General features: G+C 65.9%; 28 protein-coding genes. 24 read left to right on the top strand and 4 right to left on the bottom strand.

Translation table 11 applies throughout. The features are described 5' to 3' along the window. Positions 1 to 39 precede the first annotated feature (39 nt). The 3 genes from HNS34_RS02090 to HNS34_RS02100 are packed head-to-tail and all read left to right on the top strand — an operon-like array spanning position 40 to position 1305. Positions 40 to 417, top strand: coding sequence for an NADH:ubiquinone oxidoreductase subunit NDUFA12 (locus HNS34_RS02090; protein ID WP_172317486.1), 378 nt, complete (start codon positions 40 to 42; stop codon positions 415 to 417). Positions 418 to 436: 19 nt separating this feature from the next. Further along, on the top strand, positions 437 to 898 hold the full coding sequence (mlaD, locus tag HNS34_RS02095) for an outer membrane lipid asymmetry maintenance protein MlaD (RefSeq protein WP_172317488.1): 462 nt from the start codon (positions 437 to 439) through the stop codon (positions 896 to 898). After that, positions 895 to 1305 (top strand): DUF2155 domain-containing protein, encoded by a 411-nt coding sequence (locus tag HNS34_RS02100; RefSeq protein ID WP_235952583.1) that lies wholly within the window; start codon positions 895 to 897, stop codon positions 1303 to 1305. The genes mlaD and HNS34_RS02100 overlap by 4 nt, the downstream gene beginning before the upstream one ends. Here the strand turns inward: HNS34_RS02100 and aat are convergent. From aat to accB, 3 genes are all read right to left on the bottom strand, one after another. Next, positions 1269 to 1934, bottom strand: coding sequence for a leucyl/phenylalanyl-tRNA--protein transferase (aat, locus tag HNS34_RS02105; RefSeq protein ID WP_172317490.1), 666 nt, complete (start codon positions 1932 to 1934; stop codon positions 1269 to 1271). The genes HNS34_RS02100 and aat overlap by 37 nt on opposite strands. A gap of 135 nt (positions 1935 to 2069) precedes the next feature. Next, complete coding sequence (gene accC / locus HNS34_RS02110; protein WP_172317492.1) at positions 2070 to 3416, bottom strand: acetyl-CoA carboxylase biotin carboxylase subunit; 1347 nt, start codon at positions 3414 to 3416, stop codon at positions 2070 to 2072. Between the two features lie 10 nt (positions 3417 to 3426). Further along, entirely contained in the window at positions 3427 to 3915 is a 489-nt protein-coding gene (gene accB, locus HNS34_RS02115; RefSeq protein WP_172317494.1) for an acetyl-CoA carboxylase biotin carboxyl carrier protein, read from the bottom strand. Positions 3916 to 4162: 247 nt separating this feature from the next. On the opposite strand from accB, the gene HNS34_RS02120 reads away from it, so the two are divergent. The 4 genes from HNS34_RS02120 (at position 4163) to HNS34_RS02135 (ending at position 7619) form a co-directional block, all read left to right on the top strand. Beyond that, positions 4163 to 5494: an NAD(P)-dependent oxidoreductase gene (locus tag HNS34_RS02120; RefSeq protein ID WP_172317495.1), complete on the top strand. Its 1332-nt coding sequence runs from the start codon at positions 4163 to 4165 to the stop codon at positions 5492 to 5494. An 88-nt stretch (positions 5495 to 5582) separates the two neighbouring features. Next, on the top strand, positions 5583 to 6887 hold the full coding sequence (gene preA, locus HNS34_RS02125) for an NAD-dependent dihydropyrimidine dehydrogenase subunit PreA (protein WP_172317497.1): 1305 nt from the start codon (positions 5583 to 5585) through the stop codon (positions 6885 to 6887). A 1-nt stretch (position 6888) separates the two neighbouring features. Further along, positions 6889 to 7233, top strand: a complete 345-nt coding sequence (locus HNS34_RS02130; RefSeq protein ID WP_172317499.1) for a hypothetical protein — start codon at positions 6889 to 6891, stop codon at positions 7231 to 7233. After that, a complete protein-coding gene (locus HNS34_RS02135) occupies positions 7230 to 7619 on the top strand; it encodes a VOC family protein (RefSeq protein WP_172317501.1) in 390 nt (129 codons plus the stop codon). The genes HNS34_RS02130 and HNS34_RS02135 overlap by 4 nt, the downstream gene beginning before the upstream one ends. Before the next feature lie 38 nt (positions 7620 to 7657). Here HNS34_RS02135 and HNS34_RS02140 read toward each other — a convergent pair whose 3' ends face one another. Further along, positions 7658 to 8275, bottom strand: coding sequence for a TetR family transcriptional regulator C-terminal domain-containing protein (locus tag HNS34_RS02140; protein WP_172317503.1), 618 nt, complete (start codon positions 8273 to 8275; stop codon positions 7658 to 7660). Between the two features lie 237 nt (positions 8276 to 8512). Between HNS34_RS02140 and HNS34_RS02145 the strand changes: the two genes are divergently transcribed. From HNS34_RS02145 to HNS34_RS02225, 17 genes are all read left to right on the top strand, one after another. Then, positions 8513 to 9763 (top strand): Zn-dependent hydrolase, encoded by a 1251-nt coding sequence (locus HNS34_RS02145; protein WP_172317505.1) that lies wholly within the window; start codon positions 8513 to 8515, stop codon positions 9761 to 9763. 204 nt (positions 9764 to 9967) lie between these two features. After that, a complete protein-coding gene (locus HNS34_RS02150; protein WP_172317507.1) occupies positions 9968 to 10315 on the top strand; it encodes a hypothetical protein in 348 nt (115 codons plus the stop codon). After that, positions 10312 to 11775 (top strand): dihydropyrimidinase, encoded by a 1464-nt coding sequence (gene hydA / locus HNS34_RS02155; protein ID WP_172317509.1) that lies wholly within the window; start codon positions 10312 to 10314, stop codon positions 11773 to 11775. Before HNS34_RS02150 ends, hydA begins: the two co-directional genes overlap by 4 nt. Beyond that, entirely contained in the window at positions 11776 to 12186 is a 411-nt protein-coding gene (locus HNS34_RS02160) for a VOC family protein (RefSeq protein WP_172317511.1), read from the top strand. It begins immediately after the preceding gene. Then, positions 12183 to 12959, top strand: coding sequence for an ABC transporter ATP-binding protein (locus HNS34_RS02165; RefSeq protein ID WP_172317513.1), 777 nt, complete (start codon positions 12183 to 12185; stop codon positions 12957 to 12959). Before HNS34_RS02160 ends, HNS34_RS02165 begins: the two co-directional genes overlap by 4 nt. Positions 12960 to 13028: 69 nt before the next feature. Continuing rightward, positions 13029 to 14081 carry an ABC transporter permease gene (locus tag HNS34_RS02170; protein ID WP_407925844.1) on the top strand — a complete coding sequence of 351 codons (1053 nt, stop codon included), beginning with the start codon at positions 13029 to 13031 and terminating at the stop codon, positions 14079 to 14081. Positions 14082 to 14137: 56 nt separating this feature from the next. Further along, positions 14138 to 15028 carry an ABC transporter permease gene (locus HNS34_RS02175; protein ID WP_407925845.1) on the top strand — a complete coding sequence of 297 codons (891 nt, stop codon included), beginning with the start codon at positions 14138 to 14140 and terminating at the stop codon, positions 15026 to 15028. Positions 15029 to 15057: 29 nt separating this feature from the next. Next, the gene (locus HNS34_RS02180) at positions 15058 to 16044 is read left to right on the top strand and encodes an ABC transporter substrate-binding protein (RefSeq protein WP_172317517.1); all 987 of its coding nucleotides are present in this window, start codon (positions 15058 to 15060) and stop codon (positions 16042 to 16044) included. A 252-nt stretch (positions 16045 to 16296) separates the two neighbouring features. Further along, positions 16297 to 17610, top strand: coding sequence for a helix-turn-helix transcriptional regulator (locus HNS34_RS02185; RefSeq protein WP_172317519.1), 1314 nt, complete (start codon positions 16297 to 16299; stop codon positions 17608 to 17610). A 91-nt stretch (positions 17611 to 17701) separates the two neighbouring features. Beyond that, entirely contained in the window at positions 17702 to 18073 is a 372-nt protein-coding gene (locus HNS34_RS02190; RefSeq protein ID WP_172317521.1) for a response regulator transcription factor, read from the top strand. Beyond that, entirely contained in the window at positions 18070 to 18339 is a 270-nt protein-coding gene (locus tag HNS34_RS02195) for a hypothetical protein (protein ID WP_172317523.1), read from the top strand. Before HNS34_RS02190 ends, HNS34_RS02195 begins: the two co-directional genes overlap by 4 nt. Beyond that, entirely contained in the window at positions 18339 to 21014 is a 2676-nt protein-coding gene (locus tag HNS34_RS02200) for an ATP-binding protein (protein WP_172317525.1), read from the top strand. Before HNS34_RS02195 ends, HNS34_RS02200 begins: the two co-directional genes overlap by 1 nt. A 57-nt stretch (positions 21015 to 21071) precedes the next feature. After that, the gene (locus tag HNS34_RS02205) at positions 21072 to 22061 is read left to right on the top strand and encodes a FliM/FliN family flagellar motor switch protein (protein ID WP_172317527.1); all 990 of its coding nucleotides are present in this window, start codon (positions 21072 to 21074) and stop codon (positions 22059 to 22061) included. Between the two features lie 73 nt (positions 22062 to 22134). Beyond that, positions 22135 to 22959 (top strand): fumarylacetoacetate hydrolase family protein, encoded by an 825-nt coding sequence (locus tag HNS34_RS02210; RefSeq protein WP_172317529.1) that lies wholly within the window; start codon positions 22135 to 22137, stop codon positions 22957 to 22959. 227 nt (positions 22960 to 23186) lie between these two features. Beyond that, the gene (locus HNS34_RS02215) at positions 23187 to 23801 is read left to right on the top strand and encodes a DUF6778 family protein (protein WP_172317531.1); all 615 of its coding nucleotides are present in this window, start codon (positions 23187 to 23189) and stop codon (positions 23799 to 23801) included. Between the two features lie 41 nt (positions 23802 to 23842). After that, a complete protein-coding gene (locus HNS34_RS02220; protein ID WP_172317533.1) occupies positions 23843 to 25045 on the top strand; it encodes an RSP_2647 family RNA methyltransferase in 1203 nt (400 codons plus the stop codon). After that, positions 25042 to 25578: an RSP_2648 family PIN domain-containing protein gene (locus HNS34_RS02225; protein WP_172317535.1), complete on the top strand. Its 537-nt coding sequence runs from the start codon at positions 25042 to 25044 to the stop codon at positions 25576 to 25578. Before HNS34_RS02220 ends, HNS34_RS02225 begins: the two co-directional genes overlap by 4 nt. Positions 25579 to 25628: the final 50 nt, after the last annotated feature.

Here is a 25628-nt window from a genome sequence, read left to right on the forward strand (position 1 = left end):
TTAGGGAAGGCGACGATTACCCCCTTGCCGGAGGCCCAAATGCTTGCGTTCATCAATCGCCTGTTCACCTGGTGGAACGACCAGACCATCGGCACGCAGCTTTTCACCTGGCGCAAGGGCCAGAAGGTGGGCGAGGACGATCAGGGCAATATCTACTATCGCAACGCCGATGACAGCCGCCGGTGGGTGATCTATCACGGCCTGGTCGAGGGCAGCCGCGTCTCGCCGGAATGGCATGGCTGGCTGCACCACACCTATGCCGAGCCGCCGACCGACCGGCCCATGGTTCACAAGACCTGGGAAAAGCCGCATATTCCCAACCTGACCGGCACGGAAAACGCCTATGCGCCCGCCGGGTCGATCCGCCGCGCGGTGCCGGCCGAGCGCAGCGATTACGAGGCCTGGAGCCCGGAATAACCCTCGGGGAGCCTTTCAAATGTCCGAAAACACGACAGAAGTTCTGGTGGGCGGCGCCGTCCTGGCCGCCGCGGTGGGGTTCTTCATCTATGCCGCGCAGGTCGGCGGCTACGAGATGGGATCGAGCGACAGCTACCGCCTGTCGGCCTCGTTCCGCGCCGCGGACGGCATCACGGTCGGCACCGATGTGCGGCTGGCCGGCGTGCGCGTGGGATCCGTCACCGATCTGACGCTGAACACCGAAACCTTCCGCGCCGATGTCGGGTTCACCGTGCTCGACGATGTCGAGGTGCCCGAGGACAGCACGGTTGCGATCTCCTCGGAAGGGCTGCTCGGCGGCAATTTCGTTGAGCTTCTGCCCGGCGGATCCCTCGAAGCCCTGGCCGAGGGGGACGAGGTCTACAACACGCAAAGCTCGGTCTCGCTGGTCACGCTTCTGCTGCGCTATGTCGGCGGCAATGGCGGGGACAGCACGCAATGAGACGGCTCGCGCTTGCGCTGACCCTGATGCTCACGCCCCTCGCGGCGCTGGCGCAGCAGGACGGCGTGCAGCTGACGCAGGAGCCGAACCCGAATTTCGACCCCGGCCCGGTGGTTCTGGAAGCCCCCGGCGCGGTGCTGCGGATGCTGGACAAGACCGTGGGCCGGTCCACCGATATCGACATCGCGCGCGGCCAGACCGTGCTGATCGGGCGCATCGCGGTGCGGCTGATCGAATGCCGCTACCCCGAGGACACGCCCGAGGCCGAGGCCTATGCCCATGTCCAGGTGCTCGATCTTGAGGGCGAGGAGCTGTTCAACGCCTGGATGATCGCCTCCAGCCCCGCGCTGGTGGCGTTGGAACACCCGCGCTACGATGTCTGGGTTCTGCGGTGCAGGATCTCGTGAACCGGCACCGGTGAGGGTTGGGCGAGGAAATCGGCCTCCCAATCCAGCGCCTTTTCCAGCCGCTTGCGATACTCGGAACGCGGGATTTCGACCGCGCCCATGCTCAGCAGGTGATCGGTGACGAACTGCGTATCGAACAGCTGAAAGCCGCCGTAGCGCAGCCGCTTGACCAGGTAGGCCAGCGCGATCTTGGAGGCATTCGTACGGCGCGAGAACATGCTTTCGCCGAAGAACGCGGCGCCGAGCGCCACGCCATAGACGCCGCCGACCAGGTCATCCCCATCCCAGACCTCGACCGAATGGGCGAAGCCCGCGGCGTGAAGCTGTTCGTAGAGGTCGAAGATCTGGTCGTTGATCCAGGTCTCGTCGCGCGCGGCGCATCCCAGCACGGTGCCCGCGAAATCGGCGTTGACGCGGACCTGGTAGCGCTCTGCCCGGATCGCGCGGGCCAGGCTGCGCGAGATGTGCAGGCCATTCAGGGGAATGATCCCGCGCATCTGCGGATCGACCCAGAAAACGCCCGGATCCTCGCGCCCCTCGGACATCGGAAAAATGCCCACCGAATAGGCCCTGAGCAGAAGATCAGGGGTGATGGCGGGGCGTGTGGGGGTCAGGACATCATGAGGCATTGCACCGGCAGTCTAGCAGGGTTTCCCGCGAATGTAGCGGGGGGCGGCTGCGACAGACTGTTGCGCGATCCGGGTCAGCGCAAAGGCGAAATCGCCCCCGTATCCATATCGGGTTACGGGGCGGAAAGCGTCGGGTCAGGGATAGGTTTCCGCCAGCCACTTTTCCAGCCAGTGGATGTTGTAATTGCCCGTCTGAACCGCCTCTTCGCGCAGCAGGTCGCGGAAGAGGGGGATGGTGGTGTCGATGCCGTCCACGATCAATTCGCCAAGCGCCCGGTGCAGACGCGCCAGCGCCTCGGGCCGGTCGCGGCCCTGCACGATCAGCTTGGCGATCAGGCTGTCGTAATAGGGCGGGATCGAATAGCCGTCATAGAGCGCCGAATCCATCCGCACGCCAAGCCCGCCGGGGGCGTGGAATTGCGTGATCTTGCCGGGGCAGGGCGAGAAATTCGGCAGTTTCTCGGCGTTGATGCGCACCTCGATGGCGTGGCCCTGCACCTGCAGGTCGTCCTGGGTGAACGACATCGGCAAACCGGCGGCGACGCGGATCTGTTCGCGCACGAGGTCGACGCCGAAGACGCCCTCGGTCACCGGGTGTTCGACCTGAAGCCGGGTGTTCATCTCGATGAAATAGAACTCGCCATCCTCAAAGAGGAACTCGATCGTGCCGGCCCCGATATAGTTGATATCGGCCATTGCATCGGCGCAGATCTTGCCGATCCGGGCGCGGGTCGCCGCGTCGATCGCGGGGCCGGGGGCCTCCTCGAACACTTTCTGGTGGCGGCGTTGCAGGGAGCAGTCACGCTCGCCCAGATGCACGGCGCGGCCCTTGCCGTCGCCGAAGACCTGAATCTCGATATGGCGCGGTGTGGTCAGGTATTTCTCGATATAGACATCCGAATTGCCGAAATTCGACTTGCCTTCCGCGCGCGCGGTCTGGAAGGCCGATTTCATCTCCTCGGCCGAGCGCGCCACCTTCATGCCCTTGCCGCCGCCGCCCGCCGTCGCCTTGATGATGACGGGATAGCCGAATTCCTCGCCGATCTTCAGCGCGTCCTCCAGCGTGTCGACACCGCCCTCGCTGCCGGGCACGCAGGGCACGCCGAGCTTCCTCATCGTCTCCTTGGCGGTGATCTTGTCGCCCATGACGCGGATATGTTCCGCCGTGGGGCCGATGAAGGTCAGGTCGTGATCCTCGACGATCTGCACGAAGGCGGCGTTTTCCGACAGGAAACCATAGCCGGGATGGATCGCCTGCGCGCCGGTGATCTCGCAGGCCGAGATGATCGCGGGAATGGACAGGTAGCTTTGCGTGGCCGAGGGCGGGCCGATGCAGATCGCCTCATCGGCCATGCGCACATGCATCGCGTCACTGTCGGCGGTGGAATGGACGGCAACCGACTGGATGCCCATCTCGCGCGCGGCGCGAATGACGCGCAGGGCGATCTCGCCGCGATTGGCAATCAGGATTTTGTCAAACATGTCGCGCCCTTCAGGAGATGATCATCAGGGGCGAGCCGAATTCCACCGGGTCGCCATCGCCGATCAGGATGCGGGTGACGGTGCCCGCGCGGGGCGAGGGGATCTGGTTCATCGTCTTCATCGCCTCGACGATCATCAGGGTCTGCCCCTCGGCCACCTTGTCGCCGACCGAGACGAAATTGGGTGATCCCGGTTCCGGCGCCAGGTAGGCGGTGCCGACCATCGGCGAGGTCAGCGCATCGGGGTCCTGCGCCGGGTCGCCGCCGGTCGCGGGCGTGGCCGGGGCGGCGGGCGTCGCTTGGGCCTGCGGCGCGGCAGGCGCGGGGGCGTGATAGGCGGGGGCGGGGGCCACGGCCATCTGGCGGCTGACGCGCACGTTCAGGCTGTCATCCTCGCCATATTCGCGCATGACCTCGATCTCGGTCAGGTCGTTCTGTTCCAGCAATTCGGCCAGCGCCTTGATGAATGCCACGTCCCCGTCATGCGACTTGTCTGCCATATGTCCTGTCCCTCATGTGCCGCGCGAGGGCCCCGGCTTTCTGCCGTCATTGCCCTGCGCATGATCCTGTTCGCCCGTATATAGTGCCACGCGCGGGGGGTGAAAAGCAAAAGCCAACCACGGGGCCCCGTTTTCGCGGCGGACGCGCCTGCGATCCCGCAGATTTCATTTTTTACCACTTGATCAAAAATGAGACCTGTGCAAGCGTTTTGCCAAGACATTCATTCGATCAGGGAAGGGAGGCCCCATGTCGAACAGCCCATTCACCCCCGGCATCGCGCCCGCGCGGCTGGATCGCGCAGAATACGCGGCCAATTTCGCCGATCTGCACGCGCCCTTGGATGATCACGAGGCTCTGGTGGCGGCGGATCGCTGTTATTTCTGCCATGACGCGCCCTGCATCACGGCCTGCCCGACCTCGATCGACATTCCCCTGTTCATCCGCCAGATCGCGACAGATACGCCCGAGGCGGCGGCCAGGACTATCTTCGACCAGAATATCCTGGGCGGCATGTGCGCCCGCGTCTGCCCGACCGAGACGCTTTGCGAAGAAGCCTGCGTGCGCGAGGCCGCGGAAGGAAAGCCGGTCGAGATCGGGCGGCTGCAACGCTATGCCACCGACACGGTGATGGCGGCGGGCACGCATCCCTATTCCCGCGCCGCGCCCACGGGCCGAAAGGTCGCCGTGGTCGGCGCGGGCCCCGCCGGTCTGGCCTGTGCGCATCGCCTGGCGATGAAGGGCCATGACGTCGACATCTTCGAGGCGCGGGAAAAACCCGGTGGCCTCAACGAATACGGCATCGCCGCCTACAAGACGGTGGGTGGCTTCGCCGAGGCGGAAGTGAATTGGCTGATGCAGATCGGCGGCATCCGGATGCTGAACGGGCGGGCGCTTGGCCGCGACCTGACGCTGGAGGAGTTGCGCGGCGATTATGACGCGGTGTTCCTGGGCATGGGGCTGGCCGGTGTGAACGCGCTGCGCACTGACGGTGAGGACAAGGAGGGTGTGGCCAATGCGGTCGATTTCATCGCCGACCTGCGCCAGGCGGGCGATCTTTCCAGCCTACCCGTGGGCCGCAACGTGGTGGTGATCGGCGGCGGCATGACGGCGGTGGACGCCGCTGTGCAATCCAAGCTCCTGGGGGCGGAGAACGTCACCATCCTCTATCGCCGGGGCCGGGACGCCATGCCCGCCAGTCGTTATGAACAGGATCTGGCCGCCTCCAAGGGCGTGCGGATCATCTTCAACGCCATGCCGGTGCGAATGACCGGAAACGGCGCGGTGCAGGCCCTTGAGGCCGAATACACGACGCAGACGCCCGAGGGGCTGAAAGGCACGGGCGAGCGCTTTACCCTCCCCGCCGACCAGGTCTTCAAGGCCATCGGGCAGTCGCTCGGCGATGCCGGGGCTCTGAAACTGGACGGGCGCAAGATCGCGATCACCGGCGCGGGCCGCACCTCCGAGGCCGGGGTTTGGGCCGGGGGCGATTGCGCAAGCAGCGGCGATGACCTGACCGTGACGGCGGTGGCCGAAGGGCGCGACGCGGCGGAGGACATCCACGCAAGCCTGAGCGCGTGACGCGCGGCCCCGATTTGAATGTGATTCCGGGCGATGCGGCCTTCCGTGCTACACTCGGCCCGCTGCGAGACCTGAAAGGACGACACCCATGGCTGATCTGACGACAGACTTCCTCGGCATCAAGACCCCCAACCCGTTCTGGCTGGCCTCTGCCCCGCCCACGGACAAGGAATACAATGTCCGCCGCGCTTTCGAGGCCGGATGGGGCGGCGTGGTCTGGAAGACGCTCGGCGCGGAAGGCCCGCCCGTCGTCAATGTGAACGGCCCGCGCTATGGCGCGATCTGGGGGGCGGATCGCCGCCTGTTGGGCCTCAACAATATCGAGCTGATCACCGACCGGCCCTTGCAGGTGAACCTTGATGAAATCGCCCGCGTCAAGAAGGACTATCCCGACCGGGCCATCATCGCCTCGATCATGGTGCCCTGCGAGGAACAGGCCTGGAAGGACATCCTGCCGCGCGTCGAGGATACCGGCGCGGACGGGATCGAGCTCAACTTCGGCTGCCCGCATGGCATGGCCGAACGCGGCATGGGGTCTGCCGTGGGGCAGGTGCCGGAATATGTCCAGATGGTCGCGGAATGGTGCAAGATGTATTACTCGCGCCCCGTCATCGTGAAGCTGACACCGAACATCACCGATATTCGCAGCTCGGCGCGTGCGGCCAAGGCGGGCGGGGCGGATGCGGTGTCCCTCATCAACACGATCAACTCGATCACCTCGGTCAATCTCGATGTGATGAGCCCCGAGCCGATGATCGACGGCAAGGGCACGCATGGCGGGTATTGCGGGCCGGCGGTCAAACCCATCGCCATGCACATGGTGGCGGAGATTGCCCGCGACCCGGAAACCCACGGCTTCCCCATCTCGGCCATCGGCGGCATCACCACATGGCGCGACGCGGCCGAGTTCATGGCGCTTGGCGCGGGGAATGTGCAGGTCTGTACGGCCGCCATGACCTATGGCTTCAAGATCGTCGAGGAGATGATCTCGGGGCTTTCCCAGTGGATGGACGAAAAGGGCCATACCAGCACGCAGGACTTCATCGGCCAGGCTGTTCCGAACGTGACGGATTGGAATTACCTCAACCTCAACCACGTCACCAAGGCGCGCATCGACCAGGATATGTGCATCAAATGCGGGCGTTGCTATGCGGCTTGCGAGGATACGTCGCACCAGGCGATTTCCATGTCGGCGGATCGCGTCTTCGAGGTCAAGGATGACGAATGCGTTGCCTGCAACCTCTGCGTCAATGTCTGCCCGGTCGAGGATTGCATCACCATGGTGACGCTGGAGCCCGGCCAGATCGACGAACGCACCGGCAAGGTGGTGGAGGAGGACTACGCCAACTGGACGACCCATCCCAACAATCCCGGCGCGCAGGCGGCGGAATGAGGTGATCTTGCTGAATGTCACGCGCTGGCCCGCCCTTGCCGTAATTGCTCTTGCGGGGCTGTCGGCGGTGGCGCTGGCCTTCATCTCGGTCAACCTCTTTGCCATTGCGATGGCCAATTTCGACTTCATCCAGCGCCACGGGCTGGTGGCGCTGCGCGAAGGGGCGCTGGTGCAGCTTCTGCAACTGACGGGCACCGGGCTGGTGGCCCTGACCTGCTATCTCGTCTTCAAGATCTGCGAGGCCGAGCTTGTGTTTCGCTACTTTCGTTGGGCGGGGCGTGTCGAGGCGGGGATGACCGGACGGCGGCAATTGCGGTTCCGGCGTGAGAGAAAGGACAAGACATGATTGAAGCGCTCGACCATGTGAACCTGCGCACGGGCCAGCTCGACACGATGGTCGACTGGTATGGGCGTGTACTGATGATGCAGCCCGGTGCGCGCCCCGCGTTCGGTTTTCCGGGCGCCTGGCTCTATGCGGGCGATCAGGCGGTTATCCATCTGATAGAGGATGGGGCCGTCGACGGCCCCGGCGGCGACACCCTGGCGCTGGAGCATTTCGCCCTGCGCGCAACGGGCTATGCCGATTTCATCGCGCGGCTGGAGGAGATGGGCATCCCCTACCGCCTGTCCCGCGTGCCACCCGGCCCGGTCGATGTGGTGCAGGTCAATATCCACGACCCCGACGGCAACCATATCCATATCGATTTCACCGCTGCCGATGTGGCGCGCTGAGGCTCTTCGAAGAGCCTCATGAGGGCTTTCGAAAGCCCTTACCCCTCCGGCGTCAGCAGCTTGGTGAACAGCGTCACAAGGTAGCTCTCGGCCTCTGTCATCGGGTCGTGCCCCGGCCCCAGAACGGCGCGAATCTGCACGTCGAAATCGGCGTAATGCTGCGTCAGCGCCCAGATCGAGATGATCAGGTGATGCGGGTCGATCCGCGCCAGCCGCCCGGCCCGCGACCAGCCCGCGATCACAGTCGCCTTTTCATCGACCAGCCGCTTGAGATCGCCCTCCAATGCCGCCAGCATCCGCGGCGCGCCTTGCAGGATTTCGTTGGCGAAGAGCTTGCTTTCACGCGGAAAATCCCGGCTCATCTGCAATTTGCGCCGGACATAGGCCAAAAGCTCGGCCACCGGGTCGCCGCCGGCATCCAGCTTGCGCAGCGGGTCCAGCCAGGTCTGCATCAGCCGGTCCATAAGGGTGACGTGAATCGCCTCCTTCGAGGGGAAGTAATAGAGCAGGTTGGGTTTTGACAGCCCCGCCTCGGCGGCGATCTGGTCCAGCGTTGCGCCGCGAAACCCGTGGCGCGAGAACACCTCCAGCCCGGCATTCAGGATGTTCTCGGTATTCTTGCGCTGAATTCGTGTGCGCGGCGGCTGCAGGTTCATCCCCGTCCCTCGAATCTCGCGCCAAATCCGACAAAGCGCCATGCTATTTCTTGACTGACCATATCCCTCTGATAGCCTGTTCTTGACCGATTGGTCAAAAAGAACAATCAAGCCGGCCGGAGTTTTGTCTGCGGCTGTCAGGACCAGGGGGGAAGATGACCAGGATCAGACCTGTTCGGCGCGGCGCGTTTGACGGTGCCAAGCCCCCCTTTGACATGAACGCGAAGGAGAGCCCGAATGCCCGCCCCCGGTGAAAACCTCAAGATCGACGGCAGCCGCCTTTGGGACAGCCTGATGGAGATGGCCAGGATCGGCCCCGGCGTCGCGGGCGGCAACAACCGCCAGACCCTGACCGATGAGGATGCCGAGGGCCGCGCGCTGTTCCAGAAATGGTGCGAGGCGGCGGGCCTGTCCATGGGGCTTGACGAGATGGGCAACATGTTCGCGCGGCGTGAGGGCACGGATCCGGAAGCACTGCCGGTCTATGTCGGCTCTCACCTCGATACGCAGCCCACGGGCGGCAAGTATGACGGCGTGTTGGGCGTGCTTGGGGGCCTCGAAATCATCCGCACGCTCAATGATTTGGGCATCAAGACGAAACACCCCATCGTGGTGACGAACTGGACCAACGAGGAGGGCACGCGCTATGCCCCCGCGATGCTGTCCTCGGGCGTCTTCGCGGGCAAGCATGACCGCGATTGGGCCTACGACCGCATCGACGCGGAGGGCAAGCGTTTCGGCGATGAGCTGGAGCGCATCGGCTGGAAAGGCACCGAGAAGGTCGGCGAGCGCAAGATGCACGCCATGTTCGAGCTGCATATCGAACAGGGCCCGATTCTGGAGGCCGAGGGCAAGGATATCGGTGTCGTCACCCACGGGCAGGGTCTGCGCTGGATCGAATGCACCGTGACGGGCAAGGAAAGCCATACCGGCTCGACCCCCATGGCGATGCGCAGGAATGCGGGGCGCGGCCTCGCGCTGATCACCGAGCTGGTGCATGAAATCGCCATGGACAACCAGCCCAATGCCGTGGGCGCGATCGGCCATATCGACATCTACCCCAACAGCCGCAACATCATCCCCGGCCGCGCGGTCTTCACCGTCGACATGCGCACCCATCTTCTGGACAAGCTCAACGGGATGGTGGAGGAGTTCAACGCCCGCGCGCCGAAACTCTGCGAAGATATCGGCGTGGAATTCTCATCCGAGATCGTCGGCCAGTTCGACCCGCCCGCCTTTGACGAGGGCTGCGTCGCCGCCGTGCGCAATGCCGCCGAACGGCTTGGCTATTCGCATATGGATATTGTCTCGGGCGCGGGCCATGATGCGTGCTGGATCAATGATGTGGCGCCGACGGCGATGGTGATGTGCCCCTGTGTCGATGGCCTCAGCCATAACGAGGCCGAGGAGATCAGCCCGGAATGGGCCGAGGCCGGGGCCAATGTGCTGATGCACGCGGTGGTCGAAACGGCGGAGATCGTGGAATGAGAACAGCCATTGCTCTGATCGGGGTCGGGCCCGCCGATCGCCTTGGATCACATCCCCGCGGACATGCCCGGGGAGTCGATCCGGCAGGGCACGGTCGATGGCTGCGATCGGGACAGGCAACACGTGCCACGGGACTCGATCCAGAGTCCGGTGCGTGATGAGGAAAACGTGCCGGTCTGCCTGTAGGGAGCGTGGTAAAACTCAATGAATCTAAGTGAATTTGTCAAACAAACCTTACTCCAGATCACGGACGGAGTTGCTGATGCGCAAGAAGAAGCAAAGCTGTTTGTTGCGCCCGGCATGGTCGAGGGTGTCAGTAAAACTGATGGGCAATTGGTCACGTTTGAAGTTGCGGTGACTATCAATGCTGAGGGTGGCGGTGGAATCTCCGTTCTCAGTTTTGGAGAATTGAAGGGTAATGTCGCCAAGGAGTCAGTGAGTCGAATATCGTTCGAAGTGCCGGTCCACTTCAATGCACCGACGCGAGCGAACCGTAGGCACTGGGAAAACGACGGCCCGCTAAATCCAGTTAACTTGGAGGAAAAACAATGACCACGAAAGTGATCAAGAGTGGCATGGTCTGCACCGCCGACCGCACCTGGAGGGCCGATGTGCTGATCGAGGGCGAGACCATCAAACAGATCGGCGAGGATCTGAAAGGCGATGAATATATTGACGCGGAAGGCGCCTATGTCATCCCCGGCGGCATCGACCCGCATACCCATCTGGAAATGCCCTTCATGGGCACGACGGCGGCGGAAACCTTCGAATCCGGCACCTGGGCGGCGGCGACGGGCGGCACCACGATGGTGGTCGATTTCTGCCTGCCGGGCGCCGATGGCAGCATCAAGAACGCGATCAATGAGTGGCACCGGAAATCGGCGCCACAGATCTGCTCGGATATCGGCTATCACATGGCCGTCACGGGATGGGATGAGAGCGTCTTCAACGAGATGAAGGATGCCGTCGATATGGGCGTCAACTCGTTCAAGCATTTCATGGCCTACAAGGGCGCATTGATGATCGAGGATGACGAGATGTTCGCCTCGTTCAAGCGCTGCAAGGAGCTTGGCGCGCTTCCCATGGTGCATGCCGAAAACGGCGATCTGGTCGCCGACATGCAGGAACAGATGATGGCGAAGGGCATCACCGGGCCGGAAGGCCACGCCTATTCGCGCCCGCCCGAATTCGAGGGCGAGGCAGCGAACCGCGCGATTACCATCGCCGATGCGGCGGGCGTGCCTCTCTACATCGTGCATGTCTCCTGTGAACAGGCGCATGAGGCCATAAGGCGCGCGCGGCAAAAGGGGATGCGGGTCTATGGCGAGCCTCTCATACAATTCCTGACGCTCGATGAATCGGAGTATTTCAACAAGGATTGGGACCATGCCGCGCGCCGCGTGATGTCGCCGCCCTTCCGCAACAAGGAACACCAGCAGAGCCTCTGGGCGGGGTTGCAGGCCGGATCGTTGCAGGTCGTGGCCACCGATCACGCCGCCTTCAATACCGAACAGAAACGCGCAGGGAGAGACGATTTCCGGATCATTCCCAACGGCTCGAACGGGCTGGAGGAGCGCCTGGCCGTCTTGTGGACGGAAGGCGTGGAAACCGGTCGCCTGACGCCGAACGAATTTGTCGCGGCCACTTCAACGAACGTCGCCAAGATATTGAATATCTACCCTAAAAAGGGCGCGATCGTCGAAGGGGCGGATGCCGATATTGTGGTCTGGGATCCCAAGATCTCCAAGACGATCAGCGCGTCGAACCACCATTCGGTGCTGGATTACAACGTCTTCGAGGGCTTCGACGTGACCGCTCAGGCGCGCTACACGCTGAGCCGGGGCGAGGTCATCTGGGCCTGGGGGCAGAACAGCCAGCCGCAACCGGGCCGGGGCCGCTTCGTGCCGCGCCCGCCTTTCCCCTCGGCGCATGAGGCGCTGAGCAAATGGAAGGCGCTGACCGCACCCAAGCAGATCAACCGCGATCCGCTGAACATTCCGGCGGGGATCTGAATGAGAGGTCCCGAAGCGGTGCTGGAAACGGCGCTTTATGCACGGAATCTGGACGAGACCGCCGGGTTCTACGCCGATGTGATCGGGCTGCGGGAACATTCGCGCAGCGAGGGGCGGCACGTGTTTTTCGAATGCGGGCCGGGCATGGTGATGCTGTTCAATCCCGATGCGACCGAAGTGCCCGGCGGCAAGCTGCCGGTGCCGCCGCATGGCGCGCGCGGGCCGGGGCATGTGTGTTTTCGCGTGGATGCTCAGGCACTTGACGGATGGGCGTCGTGGTTCGAAGGGCAGGGGGTCGGGATCGAGTCCGATTTTTTCTGGCCCAACGGGGCGCGGTCGATCTATGTGCGTGATCCTGCGCGGAACTCGGTCGAGGTGAGCGAGCCGAAACTTTGGGGGCGTCCGGTATGAGTGTCATTCAGGCCAAGAATCTCGACCTGACCTTCCAGACCAATGACGGTCCGGTCCATGCGCTCAAGGATGTCTCGCTCGAAATCGGGAAGGGCGAGTTTGTCAGCTTCATCGGCCCCTCGGGCTGTGGCAAGACGACCTTCCTGCGCACGATGGCGGCGCTTGAAAACCCCACCGGCGGGAGCATCACCGTCAACGGGATGAGCGCGGATGAGGCGCGGCGCAACCGGGCCTATGGCTATGTCTTCCAGGCGGCGGGGCTCTACCCGTGGCGGACCATCGAGAAGAACATCAAGCTGCCGCTGGAGATCATGGGATTCGACCGCGCCGAGCAGGAGCGGCGCGTGAGGGACGTGCTGCAACTCGTTGATCTGGAAGGATTTGGCAAGAAGTACCCCTGGCAGTTATCGGGCGGGATGCAGCAGCGGGCCTCCATCGCGCGGGCGCTGGCCTTCGATGCCGATATCCTGTTGATGGACGAGCCGTTCGGGGCGCTCGACGAGATCGTGCGCGACCATCTGAACGAGCAATTGCTCAAGCTTTGGGCGCGCACGACCAAGACGATTGCCTTCGTCACCCACTCGATCCCCGAGGCGGTCTATCTCTCCACCAAGATCGTGGTGATGAGCCCGCGGCCGGGGCGGATCTCGGACGTGATCGAGAGCGATCTGCCGACGGAACGCCCCCTCGATATCCGCGATACGCCGGAGTTTCTGGAGATCGCGCATCGGGTGCGCGACGGGCTCAGGGCGGGGCATGCCTATGACGATTGAGGCCGTGAAACCCGTGTACACCCCCTGTACACCCCCCCATGCACCCCCCGTGCAGACGAGGGGCGCGCGATGACGGCGCTGACCAATCCCGCCCCGCGCCGCACCCTGCTGGCGCATCTCTTCGCCAGCCTGCGCGGCGCGCTGCCGGTCGTGGTGGTGGTGGCGGCGCTTCTGGGCCTTTGGCTGGCCGCCGTCGCGCCGATGAATTTCCGGCTGGCGCTGGATGCGGCGATGCGCGGCGGCGAAGACGTGACGCCCGCGACGCCGGACGAACAGGGCGAGACCGGGCTGGTGCGGCTGATGATCGACAATCCCGGCGTCATCCCCGCCGCCTACGCGTTCGAGCGTCCGCGCCTGCCGAGGCCGCAGGATGTCGTGGTGGAGATGTATGAAAACACCATCGGCCTCGCGCGCGGTTGCGAGTTCACCGGGTGGGGCGCGGGCCGCGAGCATTGGACGGGCCTTTCCGAGGGCTGCCTGCGGGTCGTCAACAACCGCCGGTCGCTGCTGTTCCACGCCTGGCAGACGCTGGCGCCGACGCTGTTGGGCTTTGCCATCGGCACCGGGCTTGGGATTCTGCTGGCCGTGGGGATCGTGCATAACCGGACCATGGATCTCAGCGTGATGCCCTGGGCGATTGCCTCGCAGACCATCCCGATCCTTGCCATCGCGCCGATGGTCATCGTGGTGCTGAACGCGGTCGGGGTGCAGGGGTTGCTGCCGAAATCGCTCATATCGAGTTACCTGAGCTTCTTTCCCGTCGTGGTCGGCATGGTGAAGGGGTTGCGATCCCCGCGCGGCATGGAGCTGGACCTGATGCGCACCTATTCGGCCAGCGGCGCCCAGGTGTTCTGGAAGCTGCGGCTGCCCGCCTCGCTGCCCTATCTCTTCGCCTCGCTCAAGATCGGCATCGCGGCGGCCCTGGTCGGCACCATCGTGGCGGAACTGCCGACGGGGGCGCGGTTCGGGCTTGGGGCGCGGCTGCTCTCGGGCAGTTATTACGGGCAGACTGTACAGATCTGGGCCGCGCTCTTGATGGCCGCACTTTGCGCGGCGGTGCTGGTCTGGCTGATCGGCGCGGTGGAGCGCAGGGTTCTGGACAGAATGGGGTTGGCGCGATGAATGCGGGAGGGAATGAGGTCCTTCGAAGGACCTCACGAGGCACTTCGAAGAGCCTTGTGCGCCTTGGGCTGATCGCGGGGCTGGTTGTCATTGCCGCGGCTCTGGACTGGCGCGCGGGGCTGCTCCTGGCGATCTGGTTCGGGGCCTGGGGGCTGAACACGGTGCTCTCGGTCCGGCCCACGCAGGTGACGCGGTTCGCGGTGCCGGTGATCTTCGGGCTGACGCTGCTGGTGCTGTGGCAGGTTTCGGTCCGGCTCTATGATGTGAACCAGGTGATCCTGCCCGCGCCGTCCGATATCTGGGTCGAGATCCGGACCAACGGGCCGATCCTGTGGGCCGATTTCGTGCAGACCGTCGTGAAGGGGGCGCTGAGCGGCTATATCATCGGCGCGGCTCTGGCCATCGGGACGGCGATCGCGGTGGACCGCTCGCCGTTTCTGCAACGCGGTCTGCTGCCGGTCGGCAATTTCATCGCGGCGCTGCCCATCGTGGGAACCGCGCCGATCCTGGTCATGTGGTTCGGTTTCGGCTGGCAATCCAAGGCCGCCGTGGTCGTGGTCATGGTGTTCTTTCCGATCCTGGTGAACACGGTCGCGGGCCTCAAGGCCAGTGACGCGATGCAGCGCGACCTGATGCGCACCTATGCGGCAAGCTATTGGCAGGGCCTGTTCAGGCTGCGCCTGCCTGCGGCCTTGCCCTTTATCTTCAATGGCCTCAAGGTCTGCACCACGCTGGCGCTGATCGGGGCGATTGTGGCGGAATTCTTCGGCTCGCCCATCGTGGGCATGGGGTTCCGCATCAAGACCAGTTTCGGCGCGCTGGAACTGGCGATGGTCTGGGCCGAGATCGCGGTGGCCGCCGTGGCGGGCTCGGCGCTTTACGGGCTGGTTGCCTGGATCGAGGCGCGCATGACCTTCTGGCATCCGTCGCAGCGCGGCAAGACATGACAAGAACCATAACTCTGGGAGGAAAGACAATGAAAAGACTGATGACGACAACGCTGGCCCTCGGCCTTGCCGCGGGCGCGGCGCAGGCGCAGGACGAGGTGACCCTGCAACTGAAATGGGTCACCCAGGCGCAGTTCGCGGGCTATTACGTGGCGCTGGAGAACGGCTATTACGAGGAAGAGGGCTTGGATGTCACCATCAACCCCGGCGGGCCGGATATTGCCCCGCCGCAGGTTCTGGCGGGCGGCGGCGCCGATGTGATCGTCGAATGGATGCCCGCCGCGCTGGCGGCGCGCGAACGCGGCCTGCCGCTGGTCAATATCGCGCAGCCCTTCGCCCGCTCGGGCATGATGCTGACCTGTTGGGCGGATTCGGGCATCGAGGGGCCGGAGGATTTCCGGGGCAATACCCTGGGGGTCTGGTTCTTCGGCAACGAATACCCGTTCCTGAGCTGGATGAGCCAGCTTGGTATCCCCACCGAGGGCGGCGAGGACGGGGTCGAGGTGCTGCAGCAGGGCTTCAATGTCGACCCGCTGTTGCAGCGCCAGGCCGATTGCATCTCGACCATGACCTATAACGAATATGGCCAGGTCCTGGATGCGGGCGTCAGCGAGGATGACCTGATCACCTTCCAGTATGAGGACCAGGGGGTCGCGACGCTGGAGGACGGGCTCTACGTCTCCGAGGAGAACCTGGACGATCCCGCGTTCGTCGACCGCATGGCACGTTTCGTGCGGGCCTCGATGCGCGGTTGGGACTGGGCCGAGGAGAACCCCGAAGAGGCCGCGATGATCGTGCTGGATTACGATGAAAGCGGGGCGCAGACCGAGGCGCATCAGATCCGTATGATGGGCGAGATCGCGCAGCTGACCGAGGGCTCGGACGGGCGCCTGGACGAGGCGGCCTATCAGCGCACGGTCGACACGCTTCTGGCGGGCGGGTCCGACCCGGTGATCACGCAAGAGCCCGAGGGGGCGTTCACCCATGCGGTGACGGACGCGGCGCTGAATAACTGAGACCTGGCGAGTGCTGTCGAATTGAGGCGCGGCCCTGCAAGATGCAGGGCCGCGCCGCTTTGTTCCTGATTGGCGCTTGTGGCGGCGGGGTGTTTTTGGCCGGACGGGCGGCGCGGGATTTGAGCGCGGACCCTCCGGGGGGGATATTTGCCGAACAAAGAAGCTGGGGCGGCGTGCGGGGTGTCATGTCTTTGACGGCGCTTGCAAAGGTTGTTAATTTCTTTTCAGACCCTTGACAGGAGCGGCCCCGAGATGGCGCGCAGCACCCCCCCCTCGCGCAGGCATGCGCTGACCGGCAGCCGGATCCGCGAGCGGCGGCTGGCGCTGGGAATGAAGCAGGGCGATCTGGCCGAGCGGGTCGGGGTCTCGGCCAGTTACCTCAACCTCATCGAGCACAACAAGCGGCGCATCGGCGGCAAGCTGCTCCTGGACCTGGCCCGCGCGATGGAGGTGGAACCGGCGCGGCTGTCGGATGGCATGGATGCCAGCCTGAGCGACATGGTTCATGCCGCGGCAGGCGCCGGGTTGCCGGCGCTCGGGCCGCCTGCCGAGCTGGATCGGATCGAGGAATTCGCAGGCCGCTTTCCCGGCTGGATCGGGATCATCGCGGCGCAGCAGAAACGGATCGCCGATCTTGAAGCGGCGGTGGAGGGGTTGCGCGACCGGCTGGCGCATGACCCGGTACTGGCGGGCGCGATGCACGAGATGCTGTCGACCGTGGCCGCGATCCGTTCGACCTCGGATATCCTGGTGCGCGAGCCCGACCTGGAAGCGGTCTGGCGGGGGCGGTTTCATCGCAACCTGCACGAGGAGGCGGAGCGGCTGTCGGACAATGCCACCGCGCTACTGCGCCATTTCGAGCGGCAGGGCGCGCGGACCGACCTGGTCTCGACCCCGCAGGAGCGGGTGGAGGCGGCTTTCGACGCGGCGGGGCATCATTTTCCGGCCATCGAGGCGGGCGGCGTGGCGTCGGTTGCGGAGGTCATCGAGGGCATGGAGGGGCTGGACGCGGGCGCGGCGCGGCTGGCGCGAGACCGGCTGACGCGCTACGCCGAGGATGCGGCGCGGCTGCCGCTGGGGCCGTTCCTGGCGGCGGCGGCGGCGGTTGACTTCAACCCCGAGGCGCTGATCGGGATGGGCGGCGGCGACGTGGCGCTGGTGCTGCGGCGGTTGGCGAGCCTGCCCGAGGGTGGCGCGGAAGGCGTGCCGGGGTTCGGCCTTGCGATTTGCGACGCGGCCGGGGCGCTGATCTTTCGCCGCCGCATCCCGGCCTTTTCGGTGCCGCGCTACGGGGCGGGCTGCGCGCTCTGGCCGCTTTACGGGGCGTTGGCGCGGCCCATGGTGCCCGACCTGGCGGTGCTGGAGCAGCCCGACGGGGCGCGGTTCCGGGCCTGGGCGGTGGCGGCGCCGGTGGGGGCCACGGGCTTCGGCGCGCAGCCGGTGATGCAGGCGGTGATGCTCCTGCGCGCGGTGCCCGAGGACGAGGCGCTGGCGCAGGGGCCGCGCCCGGTGGGGCCGGGCTGCGAGATGTGCCCGCGCGAGGAGTGCGCGGCGCGGCGGGGATGAGGGGGCCCGCCACTCAATGTTTGACATTCGCGCGCGCGCATCGGCACTCTTACGGTGTGTGTCGCCATGAGCGAGACCAGGGGAGGTGCCGGTGAAGGGTCGCGTTCTGCTTGTCGAGGATGAGGTCAACATCTTCGAGGCCATCAGCTTCATCCTGTCGCGCGACGGGTGGGAGGTGCATGGCCATGGCAATGGCGCGACCGCATTGGCCGAGATCGCCCGCCAGGCCCCCGATGTGCTGGTCCTCGACGTGATGCTGCCGGGGCGCTCGGGCCTCGATATTCTGCGCGATCTGCGCCGCGATGCCGCGACCGCCGATCTGCCGGTGCTGATGCTGACCGCCAAGGGCCAGACCAAGGATCGCGACCTGGCGCTGGCGCTGGGGGCCAATGCCTACCTGACCAAGCCCTTTTCCAACGCCGAGATGGTGGCGACGCTGCGCGACGTGGCGGGCGCGTCATGAGCCGGCGGCTGTTTCTCGAACGGCGCACCTATCGGCGCAACCGGTTGCAGGATGCCGCAAGGCTGGCCCCGGTGCTGGCGATGTTCCTGTTTTTCGGACCGGTCTTCATCCTGACATCGAATACCGGCATCAGCGGCGAGACCGGCGGCTGGCTGGTCTATTTCCTGGGCGTCTGGGCCGGGCTGGTGGTGTTGTCGGGCGTGTTGTCGGGGGCGCTGGCGCGCGCCTTCCCCGATGAGGGGCCGGACGCGGATGGCGGCGACTGATGCTGTCGCTGGACGGGCTCATCGCGATTTGCGTGCTCTACGTGTTGGGCCTGTTCGCGGTCGCCTTCTGGGCCGAGAAGCGCGCCGCCGAGGGGCGGGCAGGCTGGCTGAATTCGCCCCTGACCTACACGCTGTCGCTGTCGATCTACACCACGGCCTGGACCTTCTACGGCGCGGTCGGGTCGGCGGCGCGCTCGGGGCTGGAGTTCATGACCATCTACCTTGGCCCGGTGATCGTCTTCGTCGGCTGGTTCTGGCTGCTCAGGAAACTGGTCCGGATCGGGCGGGCGCAGCGGATCACCTCGATCGCCGACATGATCTCCAGCCGTTACGGCAAATCGGGCGGGTTGGCGGCGCTGGTCACGGTCCTGGCGGTGGTCGGCACCACGCCCTACCTGGCGCTGCAACTGCAATCGGTGACGTTGTCCTTCTCGGTCTTCGCGCAGCCCGGCGCCTTCGGGCAGGTCGGATCGGACGTGACCGCGATCTGGGTGGCGGGGGGCATGGCGCTGTTCACCATCATCTTCGGCACCCGCAGCCTGGATGTGAACGAACGCCATCCGGGGCTTGTGTCCGCCATCGCGCTGGAGGCCATCGTCAAGCTGGCGGCCTTGCTGGCGGTGGGGGTCTTCGTGGTCTGGGGCGTGGCCGACGGGCCGTCGGACATATTGGACCGCATCGCGGAAAGCCCGCTGGCGGAATGGCAGCTCAATGGCGCGCGGTGGGTCGGGCTGACCATGCTGTCGGCGGCCGCGATCCTGTGCCTGCCGCGCATGTTCCAGGTGCTGGTGGTCGAAAACGCGGATGAGCGGCACCTGGCGACGGCGGCCTGGGCCTTTCCGCTCTACCTGCTGCTCATGAGTCTCTTCGTGCTGCCCATTGCCGTCGTGGGGTTGCAGGTGCTGCCGGGGGCGAACCCGGACCTCTACGTGCTGACCCTGCCGCAGGCGATGGGGCAGGAGGGGCTGGCGCTGCTGGTGTTTCTGGGCGGGTTCTCCAGCGCCACCTCGATGGTGATCATCGCGGCGCTGGCGCTCAGCACTATGCTGTCGAACCATATCATTGTGCCGATCTGGCTGCGGCTGACGGCGGGCGACGATCCGATGTCGGGCGATATGCGGCGGGTGGCGCTGATGGCGCGGCGCTTGTCGATCATCGGGGTGATGGCGCTTGGGCTCATTTACTATCGCGCCTCGGGCGGGTCGGCGGCGCTGGCCTCGATCGGGCTGATCGCGTTCCTGGGTGTGGCGCAGGTCTTGCCCGCCCTCATCGGCGGCATCTTCTGGCGCGGCGCGACACGGGCAGGCGCGGGCGCGGGCATTGCCGTGGGCTTTGGCATCTGGGCCTGGGTGCTGCTTCTGCCCAATGCCGCGACCTCCGGGCTGATGGAGGGGATGCTGGCGGGCGGTCCCTTCGGGATCGGCTGGCTGCGCCCGGAAACGCCGCTTGGCATCACCGGGGCCGATCCGCTGCTGTTGACGATGGTGCTGTCGCTGGGGTCGAACCTGGCCATGTTCACGCTGGTCTCGCTGGTGACGTTCCCCTCGCCGATGGAGCGGTTGCAGGGCGCGCAGTTTGTCAATGTCTTCGACCATTCCGCGCCCGCGATCGGCTGGCAGGCGGGGGTGGCGGCCGCCGATGACCTGCTGGTGATGGCGCAGCGGATCCTGGGCACGGGCCGGGCGGGGCGCCTGTTTCAGGAGGCGGCCCGCGCGCAAGGCCGGGCCGCGCGGCTGCCCGACCCGGACCCCGATTTCCTGAAGATGCTGGAGCGTGAACTGGCCGGGTCCGTGGGGGCCGCGACGGCACATGCGATGGTCTACCAGATCACCGGCGGCACCACGGTGTCGGTGCAGGACCTCCTGGCCGTGGCCGATGAGACCGCGCAGATGATGGAATATTCCAGCCGCCTGGAACGGCAGAGCCAGGAACTGACCCGCTCGGCCCGGCAATTGCGCGAGGCCAACCAGAAGCTGACTCAACTGGGCGAGCAGAAGGACGCTTTCCTGAGCCAGATCAGCCATGAATTGCGCACGCCGATGACCTCGATCCGGGCGTTTTCCGAATTGCTCAAGTCCGGCGATCTGGACGAGGCCGCCCGCGCGCGGTTTGCGGGGATCATCCATGCCGAGAGCCTGCGCCTGACCCGGCTGCTGGACGATCTGCTTGATCTCAGCGTGCTGGAACATGGCCGCGTCAGCCTGAACGAAAGCGCGGCAAGCCTTGGCGACGTGCTGGACAGGGCCATCCACGCGAGCGGCGTGATCGAGGCGGGCGAGGGGTTGCGCATCCTCCGCGACGTTGAAGCTGAGCGCATATCGCTCTGGACCGATCCCGACCGGCTGGCGCAGGTCTTCATCAATATCCTCTCCAACGCGCGGAAATATTGCGATGCCGAGGAGCCGGAATTGCGCATCACGGTCTCGCGCCTGGGGCCGCATGTGGATGTGGATTTCATAGATAACGGATCGGGGATACCCGAACGCCAGCGCCGCCTGATCTTCGAGAAATTCACCCGGCTGGAGACGGCGCGCGATGCGCAAGGCGCGGGGCTTGGCCTGGCCATCAGCCGCGAGATCATGGCGCGGCTGGGGGGCGGGCTGACCTATGTGGCGGGCCATGGCGGCGCGGCATTTCGGGTGCGCCTGCCGGCCCGCGCCCTGCGCGCGGCTTGACGCTTTCTTAACCCTGGGCCTGCCATAAAGGCGCGGATGGATATGGACAGGTAGGCCATGGCGGAAAGCGGCTTCAACGCGGCATTGCGGAAGAAACTGGCAGGGACGGGGGCAGGTGCCGCCCGCGCGGCGTTGCGCCCCGATGGCTTGTCGGCGGCGCTGACCCGCGCGCTGCGAAAGGCGGCGGCCCCCTATGAGGGGCTGATGGCCACGCCCGACCCGCAAGAGGCCCAATGGGACATGACGCTGGCCGAGGCCCGCGCGGCGCTGCCCGAACATCGCCTGCTGGCGGTGCTGGAGGGGGGGCCGGGCGCGCGCGCGCTTTGCATCCTGGAAAACGGCGTCGTCGATGCGCTGGTCGAGGTGCAGACCACGGGGCGCGTCGATACCGCGCCTGCGATGCTGCGCGCCACCACCCAGATCGACGCCGCGCTGAGCCGCGATTTCATCGGGCTGTTCCTCAGCGGGTTTGCCGCCGAGATGGGCGGGCAGGCGGGCGTCAACTGGCCCCTCGGCCTGACCTATGGCGCCTGCGTCACCGATGATCGCCAGTTGGACCTGCTGCTGCCCGACCGGCCCTATCACCTGATCACGGTGCAGCTGTCACTGGGCGACGGGGCCAAGACGGGCCGGATCATGCTGCTGGTGCCGGTCACCGGCGAGACCGCGTATCAGGCCGAGGACGGCCCCGGCGACGGGTTGGCCTGGGCGCGGCTCTGGCCCGCCATCGCGTCCGAAGCGCCGGTTGCGCTCGAGGCGGTGCTGTTGCGCCAGACCATGCCGCTGGCGCGCTTGCAGGGCCTCGATGTCGGCGACGTGCTGGAGTTCGACCGCGCCGACCTGGCGCAGATGCGGGTCACGGATGTGAAGGGCAAACCGGTCCTGCGGGCGCGGTTGGGCGCGGTTGCGGGCAAGCGCGCGCTCTGCCTGATGCCAGGCGCGGGGCTGCCGCCGCAGAAGATCGTGGCCAAGCCAGCGCCCGAACCGGCACCCGAGAAAACCCCAGCCGAACGCCTGATCGACGCCGCCATGCCTGGCCCCGGCTGAGCATGGCTTGACCCTGCGCGCGCTTCGGGTCTTTCTGTCGCCAGACATCCGAACATCGAAAGGGACAAGGGCGATGAAATTCTTGCGCTATGGCGAACCGGGGCGGGAAAAGCCCGGCATTCTGGACGGGAACGGCGTGCTGCGCGACCTTTCGGGGCAGGTGGATGACCTGGCGGGTGACGTGCTGGCGCGGCTCGACAGCCTGACCGCCGATGGCCCGGTCGTCGAAGGCAACCCGCGCCTCGGTCCTCCGGTCGCGGGCACGGGCAAGATGGTCTGCATCGGCCTCAACTACCGCGATCACGCCGCCGAAACCGGCGCCACCCCGCCGCCCGAGCCGATGATCTTCATGAAGGCCACCTCGGCCATTTGCGGCCCGAACGACACCATCGAATTGCCGCGCGGCTCGACCAATACCGATTGGGAGGTGGAGCTTGGCATCGTCATCGGCAAGCGCGCGAAATACATTACCGAAGATCAGGTGATGGACCATATCGCGGGCTTCGTCGCGGTCAATGACGTCTCCGAGCGCGAGTATCAGAAACGCCGCGCGGGCCAGTTCACCAAGGGCAAGAGCTGCGACACGTTCGGCCCCATCGGCCCCTGGCTGGTCACGCCCGACGAGATCGCGGACCCGCAGAAGCTCGGCCTGCGCCTCATGGTGAACGGCGAGACGCGGCAGGACGGCAATACCGCCGACATGATCTTCGGCGTGGCTTTTTCGGTCGCCTATCTGAGCCAGTTCATGACCCTGCATCCCGGCGACATCATCGCCACCGGCACGCCCGCGGGCGTCGGGCTTGGCATGGACCCGCCGACCTTCCTGAAGGCGGGCGACGAGGTCGTGCTGGAGGTTGACGGGCTTGGCCAGCAGCGCATGATTGTGGCGCAGGGCTGACACAATATTGGGGATGGATCCGAAACAATCCCCATGAAAACAGGCGATAGGGCGCGAATGTGATCGCCACAATTCGCGTCGCATTTGCCTTGATTTTGCACCAAATGGCCCCGGATTGGCACCGGGGCCATCCTTTTTCCGCCCTCATTCACTGTCATGATCATGCCATCGAGCAACCAAAGAGCCCTGTGAAAACAAAAACCAGGCACGGGGCAGGAGAGATGAGCATGAACCGCTTCGTAGTCGCATTTCTTGGCCTTGCCGCACTTGGCGTTTCGGCCTGTTCCACCGTTCCCGGCGTCGACGTGACGCAGGATCTTCCCGCGCCCGGCGCGCTGCCCACCCATATCGTCAGCGCCGATTGGGACGTGCAGGAGATCATCATCGACGTCCCCGCAGAATTGACCGTGTCCGAGGCCAACCGCCTCAAGCCGCGCGCCGATATCGTCTGGCGCGAGGATCCGCTTGGCGACCGTCATGCCCAGGTGCAGGCGATCATGGCCGAAGCGATGGAGTTTGCCCTGACCCCGATGGAGGGCTCTGTCCCCGTCATCGTCGAGATCGAGATGACCCGGTTCCACGCGCTTACCGAACGCACCCGCTATACGATCGGCGGCCAGCACGAGATCGAGTTCCTGTTCACCGTGCGCCATGCCGAGACCGGCCAGGCCCTGACCGGCCCGCGCCAAATCGACCTGACCTTCCGCGCATTGGGCGGCCAGCGCGCCATCGAATCGGAACGCAACGGCATCTTCCAGCGCGACCGCATCCAGAGCCAGGTGGTCAGGTGGGCGCAACAGGAGTTCGGGCTGACACCACCGGTGCCGGGCTTCACCTCCTGATCCCCGTTTCCAACGGTAAGAAATCCCGATAAGGGGGGCGCATGACAGCGTCCCCCTTTCCCGTTCTGCGGCTCAAACCCAAGGCCGATGCGCGCCGCATCCGCCATGGGCATCCCTTCGTCTGGTCCGATGAGCTTGTGCTCGACCGCCGCGCGCGCGGGGTCGCCCCCGGTGCGATTGCCGTGCTTGAGGATGGCGAGCGTCAGCCGCTGGCCATCGGCACCGCGAGCGTTGAGGCGAAGATCGGCTTTCGGGTGCTGGACCGCGATCCGGGCGCGACGCTTGACGGGGATTGGCTGCGCGCGCGTCTGTCCGCCGCGCTGGCCTTGCGCGCGCGCCTCTTCGACGCGCCCTTCTACCGGCTCGTCCATGCCGAGGGCGACGCGCTGCCCGGTCTCATCGTGGACCGTTTCGGCGATGTATTGGTGCTGCAACCCAACGCGATCTGGCTGGAGGACCGGCTCGATGAGATCACCGCGATCCTCACCGATCTGACCGGGGCCACGACCGTGATCAAGAACGGCCAATCCCGCGCCCGCGCCCAGGAGGGCCTGCCGGAGGAGAGCGCGATTCTGACCGGCACCGCCCCCGCCGCGGCCCTGCCGGTGCAGATGACCGGGGCGACCTATCTGGCCGATGTGACGGGCGGGCAGAAGACCGGCCTTTTCTATGATCAGCGGCCCAACCACGCCTTCGTGGCAGGCATGGCGCGGGGGGCACGCGTGCTCGATGTCTTCGCCCATGTCGGCGGGTTCGGCCTTGCGGCGCTGGCCGGTGGCGCGGAGAGCGCGCTGGCCGTCGATGCCTCGGCACCCGCTTTGGCGCTGGCCGAACAGGGCGCCGCCGCGATGGGGCAGGGCGCCAGGTTCGAGACACGGCAGGGCGATGCCTTCGCGGTGCTGGAGGCGATGGCGGGGGAACCGGCCCGCTTCGACATCGTCATCGCCGACCCGCCCGCCTTCGCGCCGTCCAAATCCGCATTGACGCAAGGTTTGCGCGCCTATGAACGCATCGCGCGGCTTGCGGCCCCGCTGGTGGCGCCGGGCGGCACGCTGGTGCTCTGCTCCTGCTCGCACGCCGCCGACCTGGGCAGGTTCCGCGCCGCCTGCCTGCGCGGGATCGGACGGGCGGGCCGCGATCCGCGCCTGATCTACACGGGCTTTGCCGGGCCGGATCACCCGCAACACCCGGCGCTGACCGAGACCGGCTACCTCAAGGCGCTGGCCTTCCGCCTCCTCCCATGAGGGCGGTGCTGGATGCCTGCGTGCTCTACCCGACCGTGCTGCGCCAGATCCTGCTTGGCGTGGCCGGGGCGGGGCTGATCACGCCGCTCTGGTCGGCGCGCATCCTCAAGGAATGGTATCTGACCGCGGAACGGCTCAATCCCGGCGACGGGGTCTTCGCGCGCGGGGAAATGGCGCGGATGGCGGCGCGCTGGCCCGAGGCCGAAATCGCGGCCAGCCCCGCGCGCGAGGCCGGTCTCTGGCTTCCCGATCCGGGCGATATCCATGTGCTGGCCACCGCCATCGAGGGCCGCGCCGACACCATCATCACCTTGAACCTGAAGGATTTTCCGGCGCGACAGCTTTCCGCCCACGGCCTTGCCGCCCGCCATCCCGATGCGGTGCTCCATGACCTCTGGCTCTCCGACCCCGACCCTGTCGCCGCCGCCGCACGACAGGTCCATGCCGAGGCGGAGCCCCTGACCGACCTGGCCCTGCGCCCGCTCCTCAAGCGCGCCCGCCTGCCGCGTCTGGGCAAGGCCCTTACCCGCTGATTTCAGTTTGCCGAAAATACCTCCCCCGGAGGGCCCATCCGCCCCGGGGC

Origin of the sequence: Alterinioella nitratireducens (assembly GCF_013155465.1) — a bacterium.
GTDB lineage: Bacteria > Pseudomonadota > Alphaproteobacteria > Rhodobacterales > Rhodobacteraceae > Alterinioella > Alterinioella nitratireducens.